This is a genomic window from Sphingomonas sp. GCM10030256, assembly GCF_042666415.1.
Taxonomy (GTDB): Bacteria; Pseudomonadota; Alphaproteobacteria; order Sphingomonadales; family Sphingomonadaceae; genus Sphingomicrobium.
The window spans coordinates 1,440,384-1,455,632 of the sequence record NZ_JBHTDI010000001.1; the positions used below are offsets into that span (position 1 = coordinate 1,440,384).

8 protein-coding genes and 1 tRNA gene are annotated in these 15,249 nt (G+C 62.1%); 6 read left to right on the forward strand and 3 right to left on the reverse strand.

Going from position 1 to position 15,249, the window contains the following annotated elements; genetic code table 11:
* Positions 1–139: 139 nt before the first annotated feature.
* Positions 140–214, forward strand: a tRNA-Val gene (locus ACFQPG_RS07255).
* A gap of 328 nt (positions 215–542) precedes the next feature.
* Here the strand turns inward: ACFQPG_RS07255 and ACFQPG_RS07260 are convergent.
* The 3 genes from ACFQPG_RS07260 to ACFQPG_RS07270 form a co-directional block, all read right to left on the reverse strand.
* Positions 543–2,972 carry a hypothetical protein gene (locus ACFQPG_RS07260; protein ID WP_380811451.1) on the reverse strand — a complete coding sequence of 810 codons (2,430 nt, stop codon included), beginning with the start codon at positions 2,970–2,972 and terminating at the stop codon, positions 543–545.
* A complete protein-coding gene (locus tag ACFQPG_RS07265; protein WP_380811453.1) occupies positions 2,969–4,555 on the reverse strand; it encodes a hypothetical protein in 1,587 nt (528 codons plus the stop codon). Before ACFQPG_RS07265 ends, ACFQPG_RS07260 begins: the two co-directional genes overlap by 4 nt.
* 195 nt (positions 4,556–4,750) lie before the next feature.
* Complete coding sequence (locus tag ACFQPG_RS07270) at positions 4,751–6,265, reverse strand: sigma-54 interaction domain-containing protein (protein ID WP_380811455.1); 1,515 nt, start codon at positions 6,263–6,265, stop codon at positions 4,751–4,753.
* Positions 6,266–6,604: 339 nt separating this feature from the next.
* Between ACFQPG_RS07270 and ACFQPG_RS07275 the strand changes: the two genes are divergently transcribed.
* The 5 genes from ACFQPG_RS07275 (at position 6,605) to ACFQPG_RS07295 (ending at position 15,211) form a co-directional block, all read left to right on the forward strand.
* On the forward strand, positions 6,605–9,871 hold the full coding sequence (locus ACFQPG_RS07275) for a DEAD/DEAH box helicase family protein (protein ID WP_380811457.1): 3,267 nt from the start codon (positions 6,605–6,607) through the stop codon (positions 9,869–9,871).
* Positions 9,868–11,367, forward strand: a complete 1,500-nt coding sequence (locus ACFQPG_RS07280) for an N-6 DNA methylase (protein WP_380811459.1) — start codon at positions 9,868–9,870, stop codon at positions 11,365–11,367. Before ACFQPG_RS07275 ends, ACFQPG_RS07280 begins: the two co-directional genes overlap by 4 nt.
* A complete protein-coding gene (locus tag ACFQPG_RS07285) occupies positions 11,364–12,518 on the forward strand; it encodes a restriction endonuclease subunit S (RefSeq protein WP_380811461.1) in 1,155 nt (384 codons plus the stop codon). Before ACFQPG_RS07280 ends, ACFQPG_RS07285 begins: the two co-directional genes overlap by 4 nt.
* A gap of 72 nt (positions 12,519–12,590) precedes the next feature.
* The gene (locus tag ACFQPG_RS07290) at positions 12,591–14,303 is read left to right on the forward strand and encodes an AAA family ATPase (protein ID WP_380811463.1); all 1,713 of its coding nucleotides are present in this window, start codon (positions 12,591–12,593) and stop codon (positions 14,301–14,303) included.
* On the forward strand, positions 14,303–15,211 hold the full coding sequence (locus ACFQPG_RS07295) for a hypothetical protein (protein WP_380811465.1): 909 nt from the start codon (positions 14,303–14,305) through the stop codon (positions 15,209–15,211). The genes ACFQPG_RS07290 and ACFQPG_RS07295 overlap by 1 nt, the downstream gene beginning before the upstream one ends.
* The last annotated feature ends 38 nt before the right edge of the window (positions 15,212–15,249 follow it).

Sequence of the window (15,249 nt, forward strand, 5' to 3'; positions counted from 1 at the left end):
GAGCTGATGCTCCGCTGCAGCGAGCACCGCATGTGTCAATTGAAACAGCCAGATGCGTTTGGGTGCTTGCGCGGGGGCGACGCTGCGATTAGAGACCCGCGACGCATCGTCCGTCGACACTGGTTCGGCGGGCCCCGGTGGGCGTGTAGCTCAGTGGTAGAGCACTGTGTTGACATCGCAGGGGTCGCAAGTTCAATCCTTGCCACGCCCACCATTTTTCCCGCGCCAAACTACTGAGCTGGCAGATAAATATCTACCCGGCTGCCCGGCCAGAAGCCGTAAGCTCGCGAGAGCTTGGGTGAAACTTGGGTGAATCATCACCGGCCAAGCATGGTATGGATGCGTTGTCGCACAATGTTGGCAAGCGGAAGGGCCGCTGGGCGCCGCACAGAATATACGGTCGCGATCGTGCTATTCGGGAAGACATTTTGCCTGTGCTTAGGGCATTTTGCAAAGGCTTTGATATCCCGGTAGCGACGACATGGATCAGCTGATCGCGATGTATCGGTCGGGTGGATCAGAGCTGGTGGAGTAGGCATAGCTCAAGAAGGCAGCGCTGCGACCAGAGCTCGATGACTCGCGACGATGGTCTCCGGGTTGATGACAAGGCGCTTCCCATAGTTCGCGCTCATCGCCTCCATCGCTTGGATGACGTCCTCGCCAAGCAGCTCCTCTTTCGTTGGCAGCGTGATGCGGTAGACCCGCTCCGCAAGCGGCTTCAGAAACTGATTCAGCCGCTTTCGCTCGGGCGCGGACAGAGGCGCATTAAGGCAGGCCTGCAGGCACCAATAGCATGTGGCCCAGCACTCGATGACGTCGTCTGGTAGCTGGTCATGCTCATTGCTGAGGTGCAGGGATTGTATCGCCGGCTGGTTGCCGCCGAACAGCTGGAACAGCGTACGGCCGATCAGCATTGGCCAACTCTCGGAATCGCCCTCAACCGGAAGCACTTGAAGGCCAGACTGCGGCCCGGTCGATCTGCTGGCGGGCTGAGGGTGGCCTGCCGTACATATGACCATCAGCAAGCCGCGAAGACGAATTAGATCGTGGCTGTCGAGCCCGCCGTTGGCCCGTCGGTCCCTAACCCGGTCGCGGAACGCGTTCACAGCTGCAGCGATGTGATCACTGGTCATCTTCCGGGCAGCTGCTCTCCGGCGCTCATCCGCGAGGCGGTCCTCTTCTTCGCGCTGCGTTCGCTCGGTGTCGAATTCCTCCCCACCCGCGAGAGCGCCTTCGGCATCGCCGGTTTCATCCCCCATGTCGAATGGGTTCGTCGTCCCATCCAGATCGTCCGAATCGTCGCTCGCGTCGCCCGTCGCCAAGCCTATGATGCGATTCAGAAACTTGCGGATGAGCGACACGTCGCTCCCGGCGAGACTGCTATGGGATATCTGAATGCCGGTGCGTTTGCGCCTGCCGGCGATGAACTGCTCATAGCTGAGCGTCTTGTATTCCGATTGAGCTGTTTCCTCGACCGGCCTCACCCGCCTGATCGAAAGCGGATCCCTCGTGGCATTGTCACTCTGTTCAAGTGTCTCGAGGAGGTTCAATATGTCGATCAGCAGAAGGCTCGCTTCGGTCTCCTGGTCCAGATCGCGTAATGCTTTGCCCGCGCGGCTCGATGAGCCGCCAACGCTGGCCCGCAGCTGCTCGATCAGCGTGACGATCGCTGGCGCCGAAGTATGTTCGCCGTGCTCGACCTTTGCAAAGGCCGGGTATTCCTGTGCGTCCGAAATCTGGTACCGCGCGGCACCTTCCTCGCCGGGCAGAGATGACAGCCGGCAGGGCAAGGACGCCCCATTCCTGTCGAACAGCATCACAGCGCTTGCTGACGGGTCATAAGATGCAGCCGGTCGCCAGATCAGCGTGTCGCCCCGGCATTCGAATGTCCCCGGCGTTCTTGCGGAGAGGTCATCGAGCGGCAATTCTTCATCAGCCTGCGGTGTCGGCAACTCAGCGGGGTCAATTTCGCGTTCAGGAACAAGGATGGAATCAAGGCCCAGGATGTGCGCAGCCGTGCCCAGCGGCAACCTTCGGTAAAGGCATACCTCCTCGTTCGAGCCGGGGTTGCCGGGGATTCCTAGGGCAGGCTCGGTGCAGTTCGCGCTTCCCAGCAAAACATGATCGGCCTTCTCAGTTTGGGCGATCACAAGCTTTGCGTGAATGAACCGGCCCTTGCGAAAATCTCCCCGGTCGTAGAGCCGCGCCCCAGCCACCCGGTTGAGTGCCTGCTTTGGGAAGGATGCGCTTCCCGGATCGAGCAGGACGCATAATTCACCTGGCGAGAGGCTGTCAGCTAGGCGAGACAGAGCCTGCAGCCCGAAGTCCCAATATGGGCTGACAACAACGAGCCGGGATACCGGGTCACCCACCAATTCCACGAACCGTCGGCCGATCCCTTCGGGCTCACGGGTCGTGAGCAGCGACGCGCTTGTCCCATCGGCCAGGACTACCAATTGCGCATCGGTGGGGGCCTTTGGCAGCCATGGGGTGCGCTCGAGCATCCAATTCAGCTGGCCTGAGGTGCTCGGCTGGGATCGATCGTCGGCAAACCGCTTCAGGTACGCAAAAGCTTGGCCGATTAGTTGTTGCTCGCCGGAAGCGTTGTCATCGCAAGCGATAATTCCCGCCAGCTCGAGATTGCCCGCGAGCCCTGGTGTAGTGAGGTTCGCGGAACTGACGATTATGCGGCCTCGGTGGCGGCCGAGCTGCAAGAAGAGCTTCGGATGAAAAACACCCGCCGCGTGCGCTGCCGCAACCGTGTAGAGCTTCCCTGCGTGGCGCGGCAGGGCCGATGCGCCATCGAGAGCGTGCGTCAGCATCCTGCCATCTGCGATGACGATGTTGTTGCGGCACCCAACGCCTCGTAGGCGCGGGAGAACGACGCCTTCATAGGCATCGAAGTCGATCCCGAAAGTCGTGGCTATGCTGGTGTGGAAGTCCTGGTCCGCGAACCGCTCGTACAGCCTCATGCGAGACCTGCCGCCACAGCGCCATGGGCCGTGAGACCCTTTTCATCGATCACGTGGATATCTTTCAAAAAGGTGATGGCCGGCCCCAGGCGCGGGTTCGTGAACACGGGACCGTCCTTCGCCCGCAGCCTCACCTTGCCTTCGTCGCGCTCGATCAGGAACGTGTAGTCGCCAGCTCGAAACTTCTGCAGCGCGACCCAAAGGTGCCGCTGAAGGACTCGTTGCTCCAGAAGGCGACCCAGCATCAGCGGTAAAGGAAGGTCTGTCCCGGTTTCGAGAAACCTCGTCTCTGTCAGCAGGGAATGGAAACCATCTGGGTTGAAGCTGCCCAACACGGTGGAGAGGTCTAGTTGGTCCTGATGCCGGACGCGTCTGTGCAGCGTCGCCAGCAAGCGGATAGACAGCCATGCCGTTGCCGCCGGACAGACCTGTGCATCCGAGCGGCCAGCGGTCCTCAAGATGTGGCCCGCAAGCGACCAGTCGGTGCCGTCGGTACGCCCATATGGGTTTTCCGTCGGTACAGTAGCCTCGAGGAGAGCTTCCCAGCTTCGCGGGAGAGGGCCGGCCGCCTGCACAATGCGTTCCACACAAAGTGGAATGAGGCGCGTCAGGGTGATGCCGCCGGGATGCTCGCCGAGCGCGTCAAGGCTGAACTTGAGCAGCGCTTCGAAGGCGATGTGGCATAAATCGTTGGCATGGTAGATCCACCAAAGCCGGCGTTGCGCCTGCATCTCGGGGGTAGGCAAGGAAAGCCGGTTCCCATCTTGATCGAAGCCCGAATAGAGAGTCCAGCGCACTTCTTCGACTTTGGGATGGCGCCCGAGGAGGGCGGCAATCTGCAGAATTAGCAGCATGGTGAGGCGGCGCGAGTGCGGCCCCACGCTGTCATCGTCTTCCGGATTGAGCAGCATATCCTGGTATAGCTGTCGCTCAGCGGTGGAGCGTCCGATCTCCGAGGGCGCGAGCGACGCGAACGCACTCAACTCCATACTTGTGATCTTGCCGCGCTCGATCGCGGTGAAGAAGCGTTCCGCGCCTTCGCCGACACTCTGCTCGAACGCCTCGGCGAGGCGCTCGCCAAAGGCGCTCGGCAACGGCAGATCGTGATCATCGGAGTCATCGAAGATACCGATCTCGAAAAGCTGACTGCGGTAGGCTGCCCCGTAGGCACCCCACGCCTGCTTCAAATAATAGTTCTCGCTTCCCGGTTCGGCTGCCGCACCGAAATCCACGCTTCCGCTGCTGCCCGCCATCTCGAAGGCTCTTTGGGCCCATTCGATACCGGCAACACCACCCTCCCCGCCGTGCCGCCACGCGATCAGGGCGTAAAGCGCCTCAGCGCGTCGGATGAAACGCTTCCAGCGTTCCGGATTGGTGTCGCCGATGCGCTTTGCGTAGATCCTGCACAACCAGGCATATAGACCATAGTAGCGCATCCGGAGCGTGACGTTGCTGACGCCCGGCAGCAGGCGTTGATAGAGAGCGATGCTGCTGTTCTGCATGCCGAGCGGATCGAGGCCGTTCTTCTTGCGATACTCGGTCCACGCCGGATAGTTGATCGCGTGCTCAATCGCAGATGCCATTGCCTCCCCCTCTTTCCTCGTATCGAAGAGATCGCCCGCTGATCCCACTTCGACCCAAGAGATAATCTGCTTAGAAGGGGCGGCCGTGCCTCTTCAACTGCAACGGCGGCTTAGGCGGCAGTTGGTGAAGGAAGTTAGGCGGCGGTTGGTGAAGGAAGTCAGCGGCTCAGATCCGCGTGATGCGGTCGCGCTTCCTCACGTGGTGACGCCATACTCCTTCATCCAATTCGAAAAATTTTGCCGGCTGGTCCCGATAAGTTCAGCGGCACGCGAGACCCGTCCGCCGGATGCCTTGAGGGCGCGCAGCATATAGTGCCGAGCTACCTCCGCCTGGACTTCTCGCAGGTTCAGACCGTGGCCCAACGGCCGATCAAGAACGCCATCATTGGCCTCTGCCACCTGCGGCATGGGCAGCAGCGCATTCTCAACATCGGCCGCCGTAAGCGCCGTGTTGTCCGAGAGAAAAACCAACCGTTGCAGCGTGTTCTGCAGCTCCCGAACGTTGCCTCTCCACTCGTGCTGCCTCAGCCTCTCTCGAGCGCCGGCCATGAGCACACGAGGCTGGTACTCCTGATCCACTTTCCCTTCTATGTTCAGGCCGTCGAGAAAGGCGTCTATGAGCAGGTCCAGATCGCCCGTTCGGCCTCTAAGAGGCGGCAAGGTAAGCTTCACGACGCACAACCGGTAGAAGAGGTCTTCCCGGAACCGCCCGTCGACCACCTCTTTCGCGAGGTCACGATTCGTGGCGGCAATCACCCGGACGTCGATCTTCCGGGGCTCCGTCGAACCGACCCGAACTATGGTTCGCTCCTGCAGCGTTCGCAGCAGCTTCACCTGAGCTGCCAGAGGCAGCTCTCCGATCTCATCGAGGAACAGCGTTCCTCCATTTGCGGCCTCGATATAGCCAATGCGTGTCGCCGTTGCTCCGCTGAAGGCGCCTCTCACGTGGCCGAATAGCTCCGATTCGATGAGATTCTCGGGTATTGCCCCGCAATTCACGGGAACGAATGGACCGTCTGCAACACGACTCTCCCGGTGGATCGCGTTCGCGAGCAGCTCCTTGCCCGTCCCGGATTCCCCCTCGACGAGAATGTTCATCGATCGCCGCGACAGCTTGCGTGCCTGTTCGACCAACCGGTTCATCTCGGGGCTCGCATAGATGATGTCGCCAAAGCCAGCACCCGGTGCGACCTTTCCCTCGCCTCGAGTGGCTAGCTTATCATCTGCGACCCGTATGACGTCAGGCAGGATGTTGGCGGCCAGGTCGAAGGGGACATCGAGGCGATTGAGCCTCCTCTGCGAAGATTCGAGGAAGCTGACATTCAAGCGAGCGTAACGCGTCTTACCGAGAATGAGCCAGGTGGCGGCCATCACCGGGGTCCCGGGCGAAAGATAGAAGAAGACCTGGTCGGCCCTCTCTAGGGTGTCGATGCGCTCATCGAGCGCAGTGGAGACGCCAGAGAACACTTCGGCAAAAGCGCTCGGGCTGCTCAGCGGCACATGAAGAGGCTCGGTCGTCACACCTGGCGCGATCGCAGCGAGCCAGTCGACGAAGGCATTAATGACCTCTCCGGTACGATCGGAGAGCAGATAGGCCCGGTCAAACTCGCCTGATTTGAGCGCCAGCCCAACGGGACCCAAGTCGGCTTCGTCCCCACGGGACGACGCCGCGAAGTCGGCGAGGCCAATCCAGCTGGCGAGAACGCGCATAGCCGCCGAGTGACAGAAATCTTGCCATTGCGCAATAAATCTTGCGCCTCGCCGCGTGCGCTGTCTCGGCACTTTCTTGGCTGGCCCATACCAAGCCACTGACATTAAACAATTATTAGATTACTCGGGCTCGGCGACGCTTTTGGCACGGTTCGTGTTTATGGAAGGGCATGCACAGCATTCAGCCAGAACTGCGACAGCACGAACTCGCCGGGGGAGGTTGCCGGGGGACGATTGCGTTATGTAACAACCTCTTGGGGGCGCTGCCGAATCCATGGTGCCGCAGCGGATGCAACTCGGGGGAGGAGCGGCCCGAACCTGTTTCGGGCATGCAGAACGATGACGCAGCGGTTGAGTAACTTCACCATCTTGGATCCGCTCTGGCCGGAACTCGCGACGGCGGCTCAGTTCGCCGAATCCAGCGCTACGCGCGATCCCGTGGGCTCGGCCATTCACCTGCGGCGATTCACCGAGCTGCTTGTCAACGGCCTCTACCGTCGATGGAAGCTGCCCCAGCCGGGCATCTCGCCGACGCTCTTCGATCGCATGCGTGCGGACGACTTCCAGGAGAGCTTGCCGGAATCAGTGCTGGGCAGACTCCATCGGCTGCGGCGGCTCGGCAACGAAGCGGCTCATGGCGGCAACGTCGATCCAGCAAATGTTCTCCAGGCAATTCGCGACGCTCATGACGTGGCGCGCCTTTTGCTGGCGCTACTCGACGAAGCGTCCCCCGAGTCTCTACCCGCCTTTGATCCCAGTCTGATCGAAGGGGCGCCTGCCCCGATCTCGCCGGAGCGCGTCGACGACGAAGGTGCCGCCGAGGCGCCGCCGGTTCCCCGTGGGCGCGCAGAGATTGGGCGTGCTGCCGAAGCATTGGGCTTGGACGAGGCGGCCACCCGCTGTGAGCTTATCGACCAGCTCTTGAAGGAGGCCGCCTGGAGCGGGAAAGCCATTGGACGCGAAGTCGTCGTCGGCGCCGAAAGGGCAGATTACGTCTTGTGGAACGAGCATGGGCTTCCGCTGGCAGTGATAGAGGCCAAGCGGACCGCGCGCGATCCGTCGGCCGGCGCGGAGCAGGCGAAAGGCTATGCCGACGGCTTGGAGCGGGACCACGGTCAACGACCGGTGATATTCCTCACCAATGGCTATGAAGTCTGGATCTGGAACGATCGTGCCGGTGAGACGCGCCGGAGGGTCTTCGGTTTTTATAGCCAAGGCAGTCTCGAGACCCTGATTTCGCGGCGTGCCGAAGCCAAGCGCCTGTGCGAGCAGCCGCTGAGCAAGGCGGTGCGCGATCGCCCTTATCAGCAGGAGGCCGTGCGTCGCGTCGCCGAACGTTTCGACGACGGTCATCGCCGCGCGCTTGTCGTACAGGCGACCGGCACCGGCAAAACGCGGGTTGCGGTCGCGATCACCGAAATGGTTCTTGCCGCCGGTCAGGCGAAGCGGGTGCTGTTTCTGTGTGACCGCCGCGAATTGCGAAAGCAGGCCAAGGACGCCTTCGCTGAGCTGCTTCCCTCCGAGCCGATCCGGATCGTCGACGGGCGAATCCCGGCTGATCCGCCGGAGCGCATCCTCTTCGCGACGTATCCGGCCATGATGGGCGTGTACCGGGCGTTCGACCCGGGTTTCTTCGACCTTATCATCGCCGACGAGTCCCACCGTAGCCTCTACAATGTTTACCGGGAGCTCATCGACTGGTTCGACGCCCGAGCCATCGGGCTCACGGCGACCCCGCTCGCGGCGGTATCGCGCAACACATTCGAGATGTTCGGGTGCGAGATCGGCCGGCCGACTTTCAGCTTTCCGCTCGAGGAGGCGATCGAAGGAAAATGGCTCGTCCCCTACGAGGTGTACGAGCACTCGACGCGCTTCTCGCGCGAAGGACTGCGCGAGGACGTCCTCACACTCGAGCAAATTAAGGCACTCGAGGAGCAGGGGATCGATCCGGCGAACCTCGATTATGCGTCCGAGGTGCTGGATCGCGCCGTCTTCAACAAGGACACCAATCGCCAGGTTCTCAGGACACTGATGGAGCACGGCATCCGCGACGCCGAAGGGGCTATGGTGGGGAAATCCATCGTCTTCGCCCGCAATCAGAAGCATGCCGAACTGCTGATGAAGCTGTTCGACGAGATGTATCCCCAATACGGCAGCGAAGCCGCGCGAGTGATCTCGAGCCAGGTTGAACGAGCCGATGATCTCATCGACCGCTTCAAGGATCGAAGCGATCCGCTGCGCATCGCGATTTCGGTCGACATGCTCGACACGGGCCTCGACGTCCCCGAGGTGGTGAACCTTGTCTTTGCCCGCCCCGTCAGGAGCTACGTGAAATTCTGGCAGATGATCGGCCGGGGCACGAGGCTGTGTGCAAACCTTTTCGGACCAGGAAACGACAAGACGCATTTCCGCATCTTCGATCACTGGGGGAATTTTGAACGCTTCGGCCAGGAGGCGCCGGCCGCTCCGCCAACCGAAGCCCAACCTCTGCTGTCGCGGCTGTTTGAAAAACGGGTCGAGCTTGCGGTGACCGCGCTCGAGCGCGGCCACAAGGACGCGCACGCGCTCGGCGTCAAGCTCATTGGCGAAGATATCGCCAATCTGGACGAGCGAACGGTCGCCGTTCGGGCGAAGCTGCGCGAGAAACGGATGGCCCAGTACGCCGAGTTGCTCGGGCGGCTCTCCCGTGAGGACGTCGCGCTGCTCAAAGAGGATATCGCCCCATTGATGGGCTGGCGGAAGCTGGGTGACGCTGCAGCCGTTCGCTTCGATCTCCAGATCGCGTCGATCGAGGAGGCGCGCCTTGCCGGCCGGTCCTCGGCCGAGCTCGAAGTGGGCTTGCGCGATGCCGTGGCTCACCTGCCGCTCGAGCTGACCCAGGTCCGAGATCAGGCCGAGCTCATCCGCCATGTCGCTCGTCCGGAATGGTGGGAAACTGCGAATATCGAGGACTTGGAACAGGTACGGACGCGACTGCGCGGCCTAATGAAGCTCGTCGACCTGGGCGGAGGGGCCGGACATGTGCGCACCTACGACGTCAAGGAAGACGAGAGTGCGATCCGCCTGGGGCGCCGTTCTTCAGGCCTGAAGTCGGTCGACATGCGCCAGTACGAGAATGAAGTGAATCGCGCGCTGAAGAGCCTGATCGACAGCGACCCCGCATTGCGCCGCCTGCGAGCGGGCGAAGCCATTGATCCATCTGATCTCGATCGGCTGGCCAAGTTGGTGCTGGTCCAGAACCCGAGTGTCGACCTCGACACATTGCGTGAGTTCTTCCCCGAAACGGACGCGCTTGCGGCCTTCTTCCGCCAAGCTGTCGGCGTCGATCCCGACGCCCTTAGGAAGCGGTTCGCCGACTTTGCGGCCGATCATCCTTCGTTCACCGGCACCCAGCGGCGCTTCATGCAGCTGCTCGAGGCCCACATACTGCGGCACGGAGCCATCAGCCTCGCCGCGCTCTATGAGCCACCCTTTACCGGGCTCGATGCATCCGGGCTTGATGGGGTCTTTGTCGGCCCGGCAGCCGATGAAGTCGCCGCACTCGTGGCTCCATTCGCGCCGGCCCTTCAACCCTCTTCTCAGTCCCCCAAGGAAAATCCGCAATGAACCCCGGACTTCGCCCCAAGATCGATCGGCTTTGGACCGACTTCTGGACAGGCGGCATCACCAACCCCCTGACCGTGATCGAGCAGATCACCTACCTCATATTCCTGAAGCTTATGGATGTTGCGGAGAGCCGCGACGAAGCGCGCGAGCGACGCACCGGCCAAAGCTTCCGGCGCCGGTTCAGTGAGGACCAGCAAGGGATCCGCTGGCATCGGCTGAAGGAGTTGGGCAGCAGCGACGAGATGTTACGTCGGATCCGGGACGAGGCGTTCCCGCACCTCAAGGTGCTTGGGGGCTACATGGCCGACGCCCAGTTCATGATTCCCAAGGCGTCGTTGCTCAAGACGGCAGTTGAGACGATCGATACGCTCCCGCTCACCGGCGGCGACGACAAGGGTGACATCTACGAATATCTCCTGTCGAAGCTGACCACCGCCGGCATCAACGGCCAGTTCCGCACCCCTAGGCACATCATCCGCTTCATGGCCGAGGCGCTGGACATCCGCGCCACGGATCGCGTCGCAGATCCTGCCTGCGGCACTGGCGGCTTCCTGGTCGCCGCCTACGAGCAGGTGTTGCGGTCGCACACCTCAGAGGCCGGACGCCACACAGATGGGGAAGGAGCCGAACACTTCGCCGGCGATGTGCTCACCAATGAGGAGCGGGTGCATGTCTATGGAGACTTGCTGCACGGCTTCGACTTCGACGTGACGATGCTTCGCATCGCGGCGATGAACCTGATGCTGCATGGCATTGAGCAACCAAACATCCACTATCAGGATGCGCTATCTGCCAACTTCGAGAAGGGCCCTAACGTTCGGGACGCGGCAAACGCCTTTACGGCTGTCCTTGCTAATCCACCCTTCAAGGGGAGCCTCGATTTCCCAGACGTCGCGCCGGACCTGCTGCGCACGGTAAAGACGAAGAAAACTGAGCTGCTGTTCGTGGCCCTGATCCTGCGCATGCTGAAGGCCGGCGGCCGTTCGGCGACTATCGTGCCCGACGGGGTGCTGTTCGGCTCCTCGGCGGCGCACCGCGCGCTGCGCCAGCACCTGGTCGACAAGCATCAGCTCGACGGCGTGATCTCGCTGCCCGCCGGCGTGTTCAAGCCCTATGCCGGCGTTTCGACCGCCATCCTGCTCTTCACGAAGGCCGGCGAGACGCGCGACATCTTCTTCTTCGATGTCGAGAAGGACGGCTTCAGCCTCGATGACAAACGCACCAGGCTGGCGCCGGGCAATGACGATCTGCCCGCCGCGCTGGGGGCATGGCACGCGCGGCGCGAGGCCGACCTGTCCGATCGCACCGCCCAGGCTTTCGCCGTCCCGGCCGAGGAGGTGCGCGCGGCGGGATATGATCTTTCGGTCGGCCGCTGGCGCCAACGCGTCCATGTCGAAGCCGAATATGATCCGCCGGCGGTGATCCTGAAGCGCATGCAGGAAGCGGAGCGCGCGATCCTGCGCGAGCTGGACGAGCTCGAGGGGATGATGGGGTGAGCAGCGTCCAGTTGTCCGAAGTTTGTGAGATTGTCATGGGGCAGGCGCCAGATGGCGCCAGCTACAACGGCGATGGGAACGGCCTGCCACTGATTTCCGGTGCGGGCGATTTTGCCGGTGGCAAAGTTCGAGCCAAGAAATTTACGACGAGTCCCGGCAAAATTTGTCAGCCAGGCGACATCATTCTCGGAATTCGCGCCAGCATCGGTGAGCGGGCTTGGGCAGACGCCGTTTATTGTCTCGGACGTGGAGTGGCTGGGCTGCGACCGTATGCGGATCACTTGGATTCAGGTTACCTCTGGCATTTACTCGATGCGCGAGTTGCTGAGCTGGCCGACAAAGGGCGGGGTTCGACTTTCAAACAGATCAGCCGAGACGATTTGGCGGAGCTTTCCTTTCCGAAGCCTTCGCTGCCCGAGCAAAAGCGGATCACGGCGATCCTCGATAAGGCCGACGCCATCCGCGAGAAGCGCCGCGCGGCGCTGGCCGAGGCCGACGCGCTGCTGCGCGCCACCTTCCTCGATCTGTTCGGCGACCCCGTCGCCAATCCGAAGGGGTGGGAGGAAACGCGGCTCGACTTGGTCGCCGATATACGTTCCGGCATCACCAAGGGTCGCAAGTCCAACGGGGAGCCATTGCGCGCCGTTCCCTATATGCGCGTGGCCAATGTGCAGGACGGGCACATCGATCTGTCCAATATCAAGACCATCGATGCCAGCGAAACAGAGATCGCCCGCTACGGGCTGCGCCCTGGCGACATCCTCCTCACCGAAGGCGGCGACCCCGACAAACTGGGACGCGGAGCCGTATGGTTTGGCGAAATCAGCGAATGCATCCACCAGAACCACATCTTTGTTGCGCGGCTGAACGAAACCGGCATCAGTCCTGAATATGCGAGCGCGCTGCTTTCCAGCGCGCGCGGCAAACAGTATTTTCTGCGAAGCGCCAAGCAAACGACCGGCATCGCCAGCATCAATCGGACGCAATTAGCGGCCTTCCCGGTCCTGTTACCGGACCGTGCGGTGCATGATCGTTGGTTAAGGATGAACCGAGCTGCCGTGTCAGCGAAGGATGAGTTGGCGCGGCTCTCCACCGAGGCTGCCACTCTCTACGCTTCGCTCGCGCAGCGGGCGTTCCGGGGGGAGCTGTAGCGGCACGCACCAGGACAACTAGGACCAATTTCCAACGAGACCTGCGCATGGAGTGCGCGGCGGGGGCGAAAAATGGCAACGCTGGTAGGCATCAGAATCAAAAACTTTAAGGCCGTGGGCGAGGCACCCGTCGAGCTGAAGCTGGCGCCGATCACCTTACTGTACGGCCCCAACGGCGCGGGCAAATCCACGATCCTGCACGCGCTCCACTACGCACGTGAAATCCTCGAACGCGGTAACCTCGATCCCGACCGCACCCTCGCCGGTGGGGAGCTAGATTTCGGAGGCTATCACAATCTCGTCCACGCCCGCGCGTATCGGGAACGCGAGATCGTTCTCGGCTTCGACCTCGATCTGCTCGATGACGGTCTGCCGAGCTTCGGAATCGCTGGCGACGAGCGTGAGGATATGCGTCTCGTGGGGCGTCTCAAGTCGCTCGACGTGGCTGAGGCAGTGTCACTCGAGATCACGATTGGCTGGAGCCGCGAGCGACACATTCCGTACGTGCGGCGCTGGGCGGTAAGCCTGGATGGCGAGCCATTTGCCGCCCTGTCTGCCACCGACCCGATGAACGTCGCGTTCAGTGATCTGAACACGAATCACGCATTTCTCAACGACTGGGACGACGAGAGTTTGACGGCGGAAGATCGCGCATCCGCTGCAAGCCTCGACACCATACTGTTCGGCGAGGAAGGCTCGGGCGCGCTGGGAGCCTATGGTACGGAGGGCGCGCTCCCAATCCTTGACCAGCCGCTTAGCCTCGAAGTTCTCTATCGGGGATCGGCCGATGACTTTTTTGCCATTCCAGACGATCCCGAAGCAGCAATCCGCCTCCGGGAGCAGGCTCACCAAGCTGCCTTGGCGGAGCGAGCGGCAATCCTCTACGTCTCGCGCGTCGTCGTTGGCGCGGGGCAGCTTCTGCGCGATGCACTGCGTCGTCTGCTCTACATCGGCCCGCTGCGTACCTTGCCGCCTCGCGACTTCACGCCAGTGCGCTCCCCCGACCGCACCCGCTGGGCCAGCGGGCTGGCGGCATGGGACCGACTGCACAGCATCGAGCAGCCTCGGCTCTTCGTGGAGGTGAGTCACTGGCTGACCGAACGCTTGCGATCGGGCTTTCGTCTGCACCATCGCGAAGTCCGCGAGAGTGAGCGGGGCGACCCGCTGGACGTGCTCATTCGTCGAGGCCCCTTGCTCGACGATCTGGAGAACATTCCTGAGGCTTATCGTGGCTTGCGACGGCGGCACGAGATCAGCCTGTTCGACGTACGGCGTAACGTACCGGTGCAACCGCACGACGTCGGCATCGGTATCTCCCAACTGCTGCCCGTGGTTGTGGCGGCGCTCGACGCGCGGGAGCCCTTCGTTGCGATCGAGCAGCCTGAGCTGCACGTCCATCCGGCGCTACAGACGGAGCTTGGCGACCTTCTCGTCGAGGCAGTCGGTGCGATCCGGCTAGGCAACGAGCAGTCGCCGGCTGAAGAGGATCACTGGTTCACGCCCGATCCCGCGAACCCCGGCTACAAGACCAATTCGCGGATATTGCTGGTCGAGACCCACAGCGAGCACCTGATCCTCCGCCTGCTCCGCCGCATGCGAGAGCTGGCTGAGGGCACGCTGAAAGAGGGCGATCGGATCGTACTGCCCTCACTGCTAGGCGTCTATTACGCGGAGCCCACCGATGACGGCGTGCGCCTCCACCACCTGCGTGTGGACGAATCCGGCGAGTTCATCGACCGCTGGCCGGAAGGCTTTTTCGCGGAACGGCGTAAGGAGCTGTTCTGATGTTTGCGGAGTTCGCCGTCGAGCCGGCGGCCATGGTGACGAGCGTTGACCGCTTCGTGGGTCTGATCGACCGGTTCGGCGTCGATCAGGGACGGATCATCTCGGATTTCGCGCAAGGGCGCTGGTCGGGTGAGGTCATTGAACTGGCTAAAGCTAATGGCTTTCGCGATGTCGCTCTCGCCAGCGTAGAAGAGCGGTTGCGGGAAAAGCGCAATGAGAAAGGGATTGCTCGCTTCGGGCGAGCCTATCCAGGGAAAGCCGGCGGCTGGACCCCGAACGCGTTGGAAGCTGACAAAATCGAGCCCTTCGCCGGGATCGTCTTGGAAGCCAAGTGTGGGCACGCGCTCGAGATTTGCGCTGCCGAAGCAAGAACCGACCGGTCGCCGCTCCGAATCCCCGACATCGCCGACGTCCCACGCACGGCGGGCGACATCGTCGCGGCCGTCAAGCCACTGATCCGCATCAGCAGGACGCTCCACCTGATTGATCCGCACATTGGGTTCTCGCCCCGCTGGCTGAACTCGATCCGGGCGCTGATATTGGCCTGTCGCGCGCCCATGGAGGTTGTTGTGCATACTTGGCTGTCGGCCGGTGACATGCTGACCCCGGCCCAGTTCGAGCAAAACGTTAGACACTACTACAAAGTGTTTCCTGCTGGGGTTCGGGTCACATTCCGCCGGTGGAAAAAGCGCCCCGGGGGTCAAGAATTTCATGATCGTGCGATTCTCTCCGACGTGGGCGGCATGACGTTCGGCCACGGGCTCGATGAGGGCGCGGCTGGAACCACAGTACATGTCCACCGGCTCGGCCGGGACGGGTGGGAGACGTTGCTCGCTAAGTTCACTCCGGAATCATCGCCCTACGATTCGGATCCGCCTATCACCTTGCAACAGGCCGGCGCAGCGTGACGCTCCGTCCCTGTCTCTCTGCCAGCATAGAAGAGCTC

Bases quoted from the DNA above. Each gene is read 5' to 3' on its own strand.
- ACFQPG_RS07280 (WP_380811459.1), top strand. From the start codon at position 9,868: ATGAACCCCGGACTTCGCCCCAAGATCGATCGGCTTTGGACCGACTTC.
- ACFQPG_RS07275 (WP_380811457.1), top strand. From the start codon at position 6,605: ATGACGCAGCGGTTGAGTAACTTCACCATCTTGGATCCGCTCTGGCCG.
- ACFQPG_RS07295 (WP_380811465.1), top strand. From the start codon at position 14,303: ATGTTTGCGGAGTTCGCCGTCGAGCCGGCGGCCATGGTGACGAGCGTT.
- ACFQPG_RS07260 (WP_380811451.1), bottom strand. From the start codon at position 2,972: ATGAGGCTGTACGAGCGGTTCGCGGACCAGGACTTCCACACCAGCATA.
- ACFQPG_RS07290 (WP_380811463.1), top strand. From the start codon at position 12,591: ATGGCAACGCTGGTAGGCATCAGAATCAAAAACTTTAAGGCCGTGGGC.
- ACFQPG_RS07265 (WP_380811453.1), bottom strand. From the start codon at position 4,555: ATGGCATCTGCGATTGAGCACGCGATCAACTATCCGGCGTGGACCGAG.
- ACFQPG_RS07270 (WP_380811455.1), bottom strand. From the start codon at position 6,265: ATGCGCGTTCTCGCCAGCTGGATTGGCCTCGCCGACTTCGCGGCGTCG.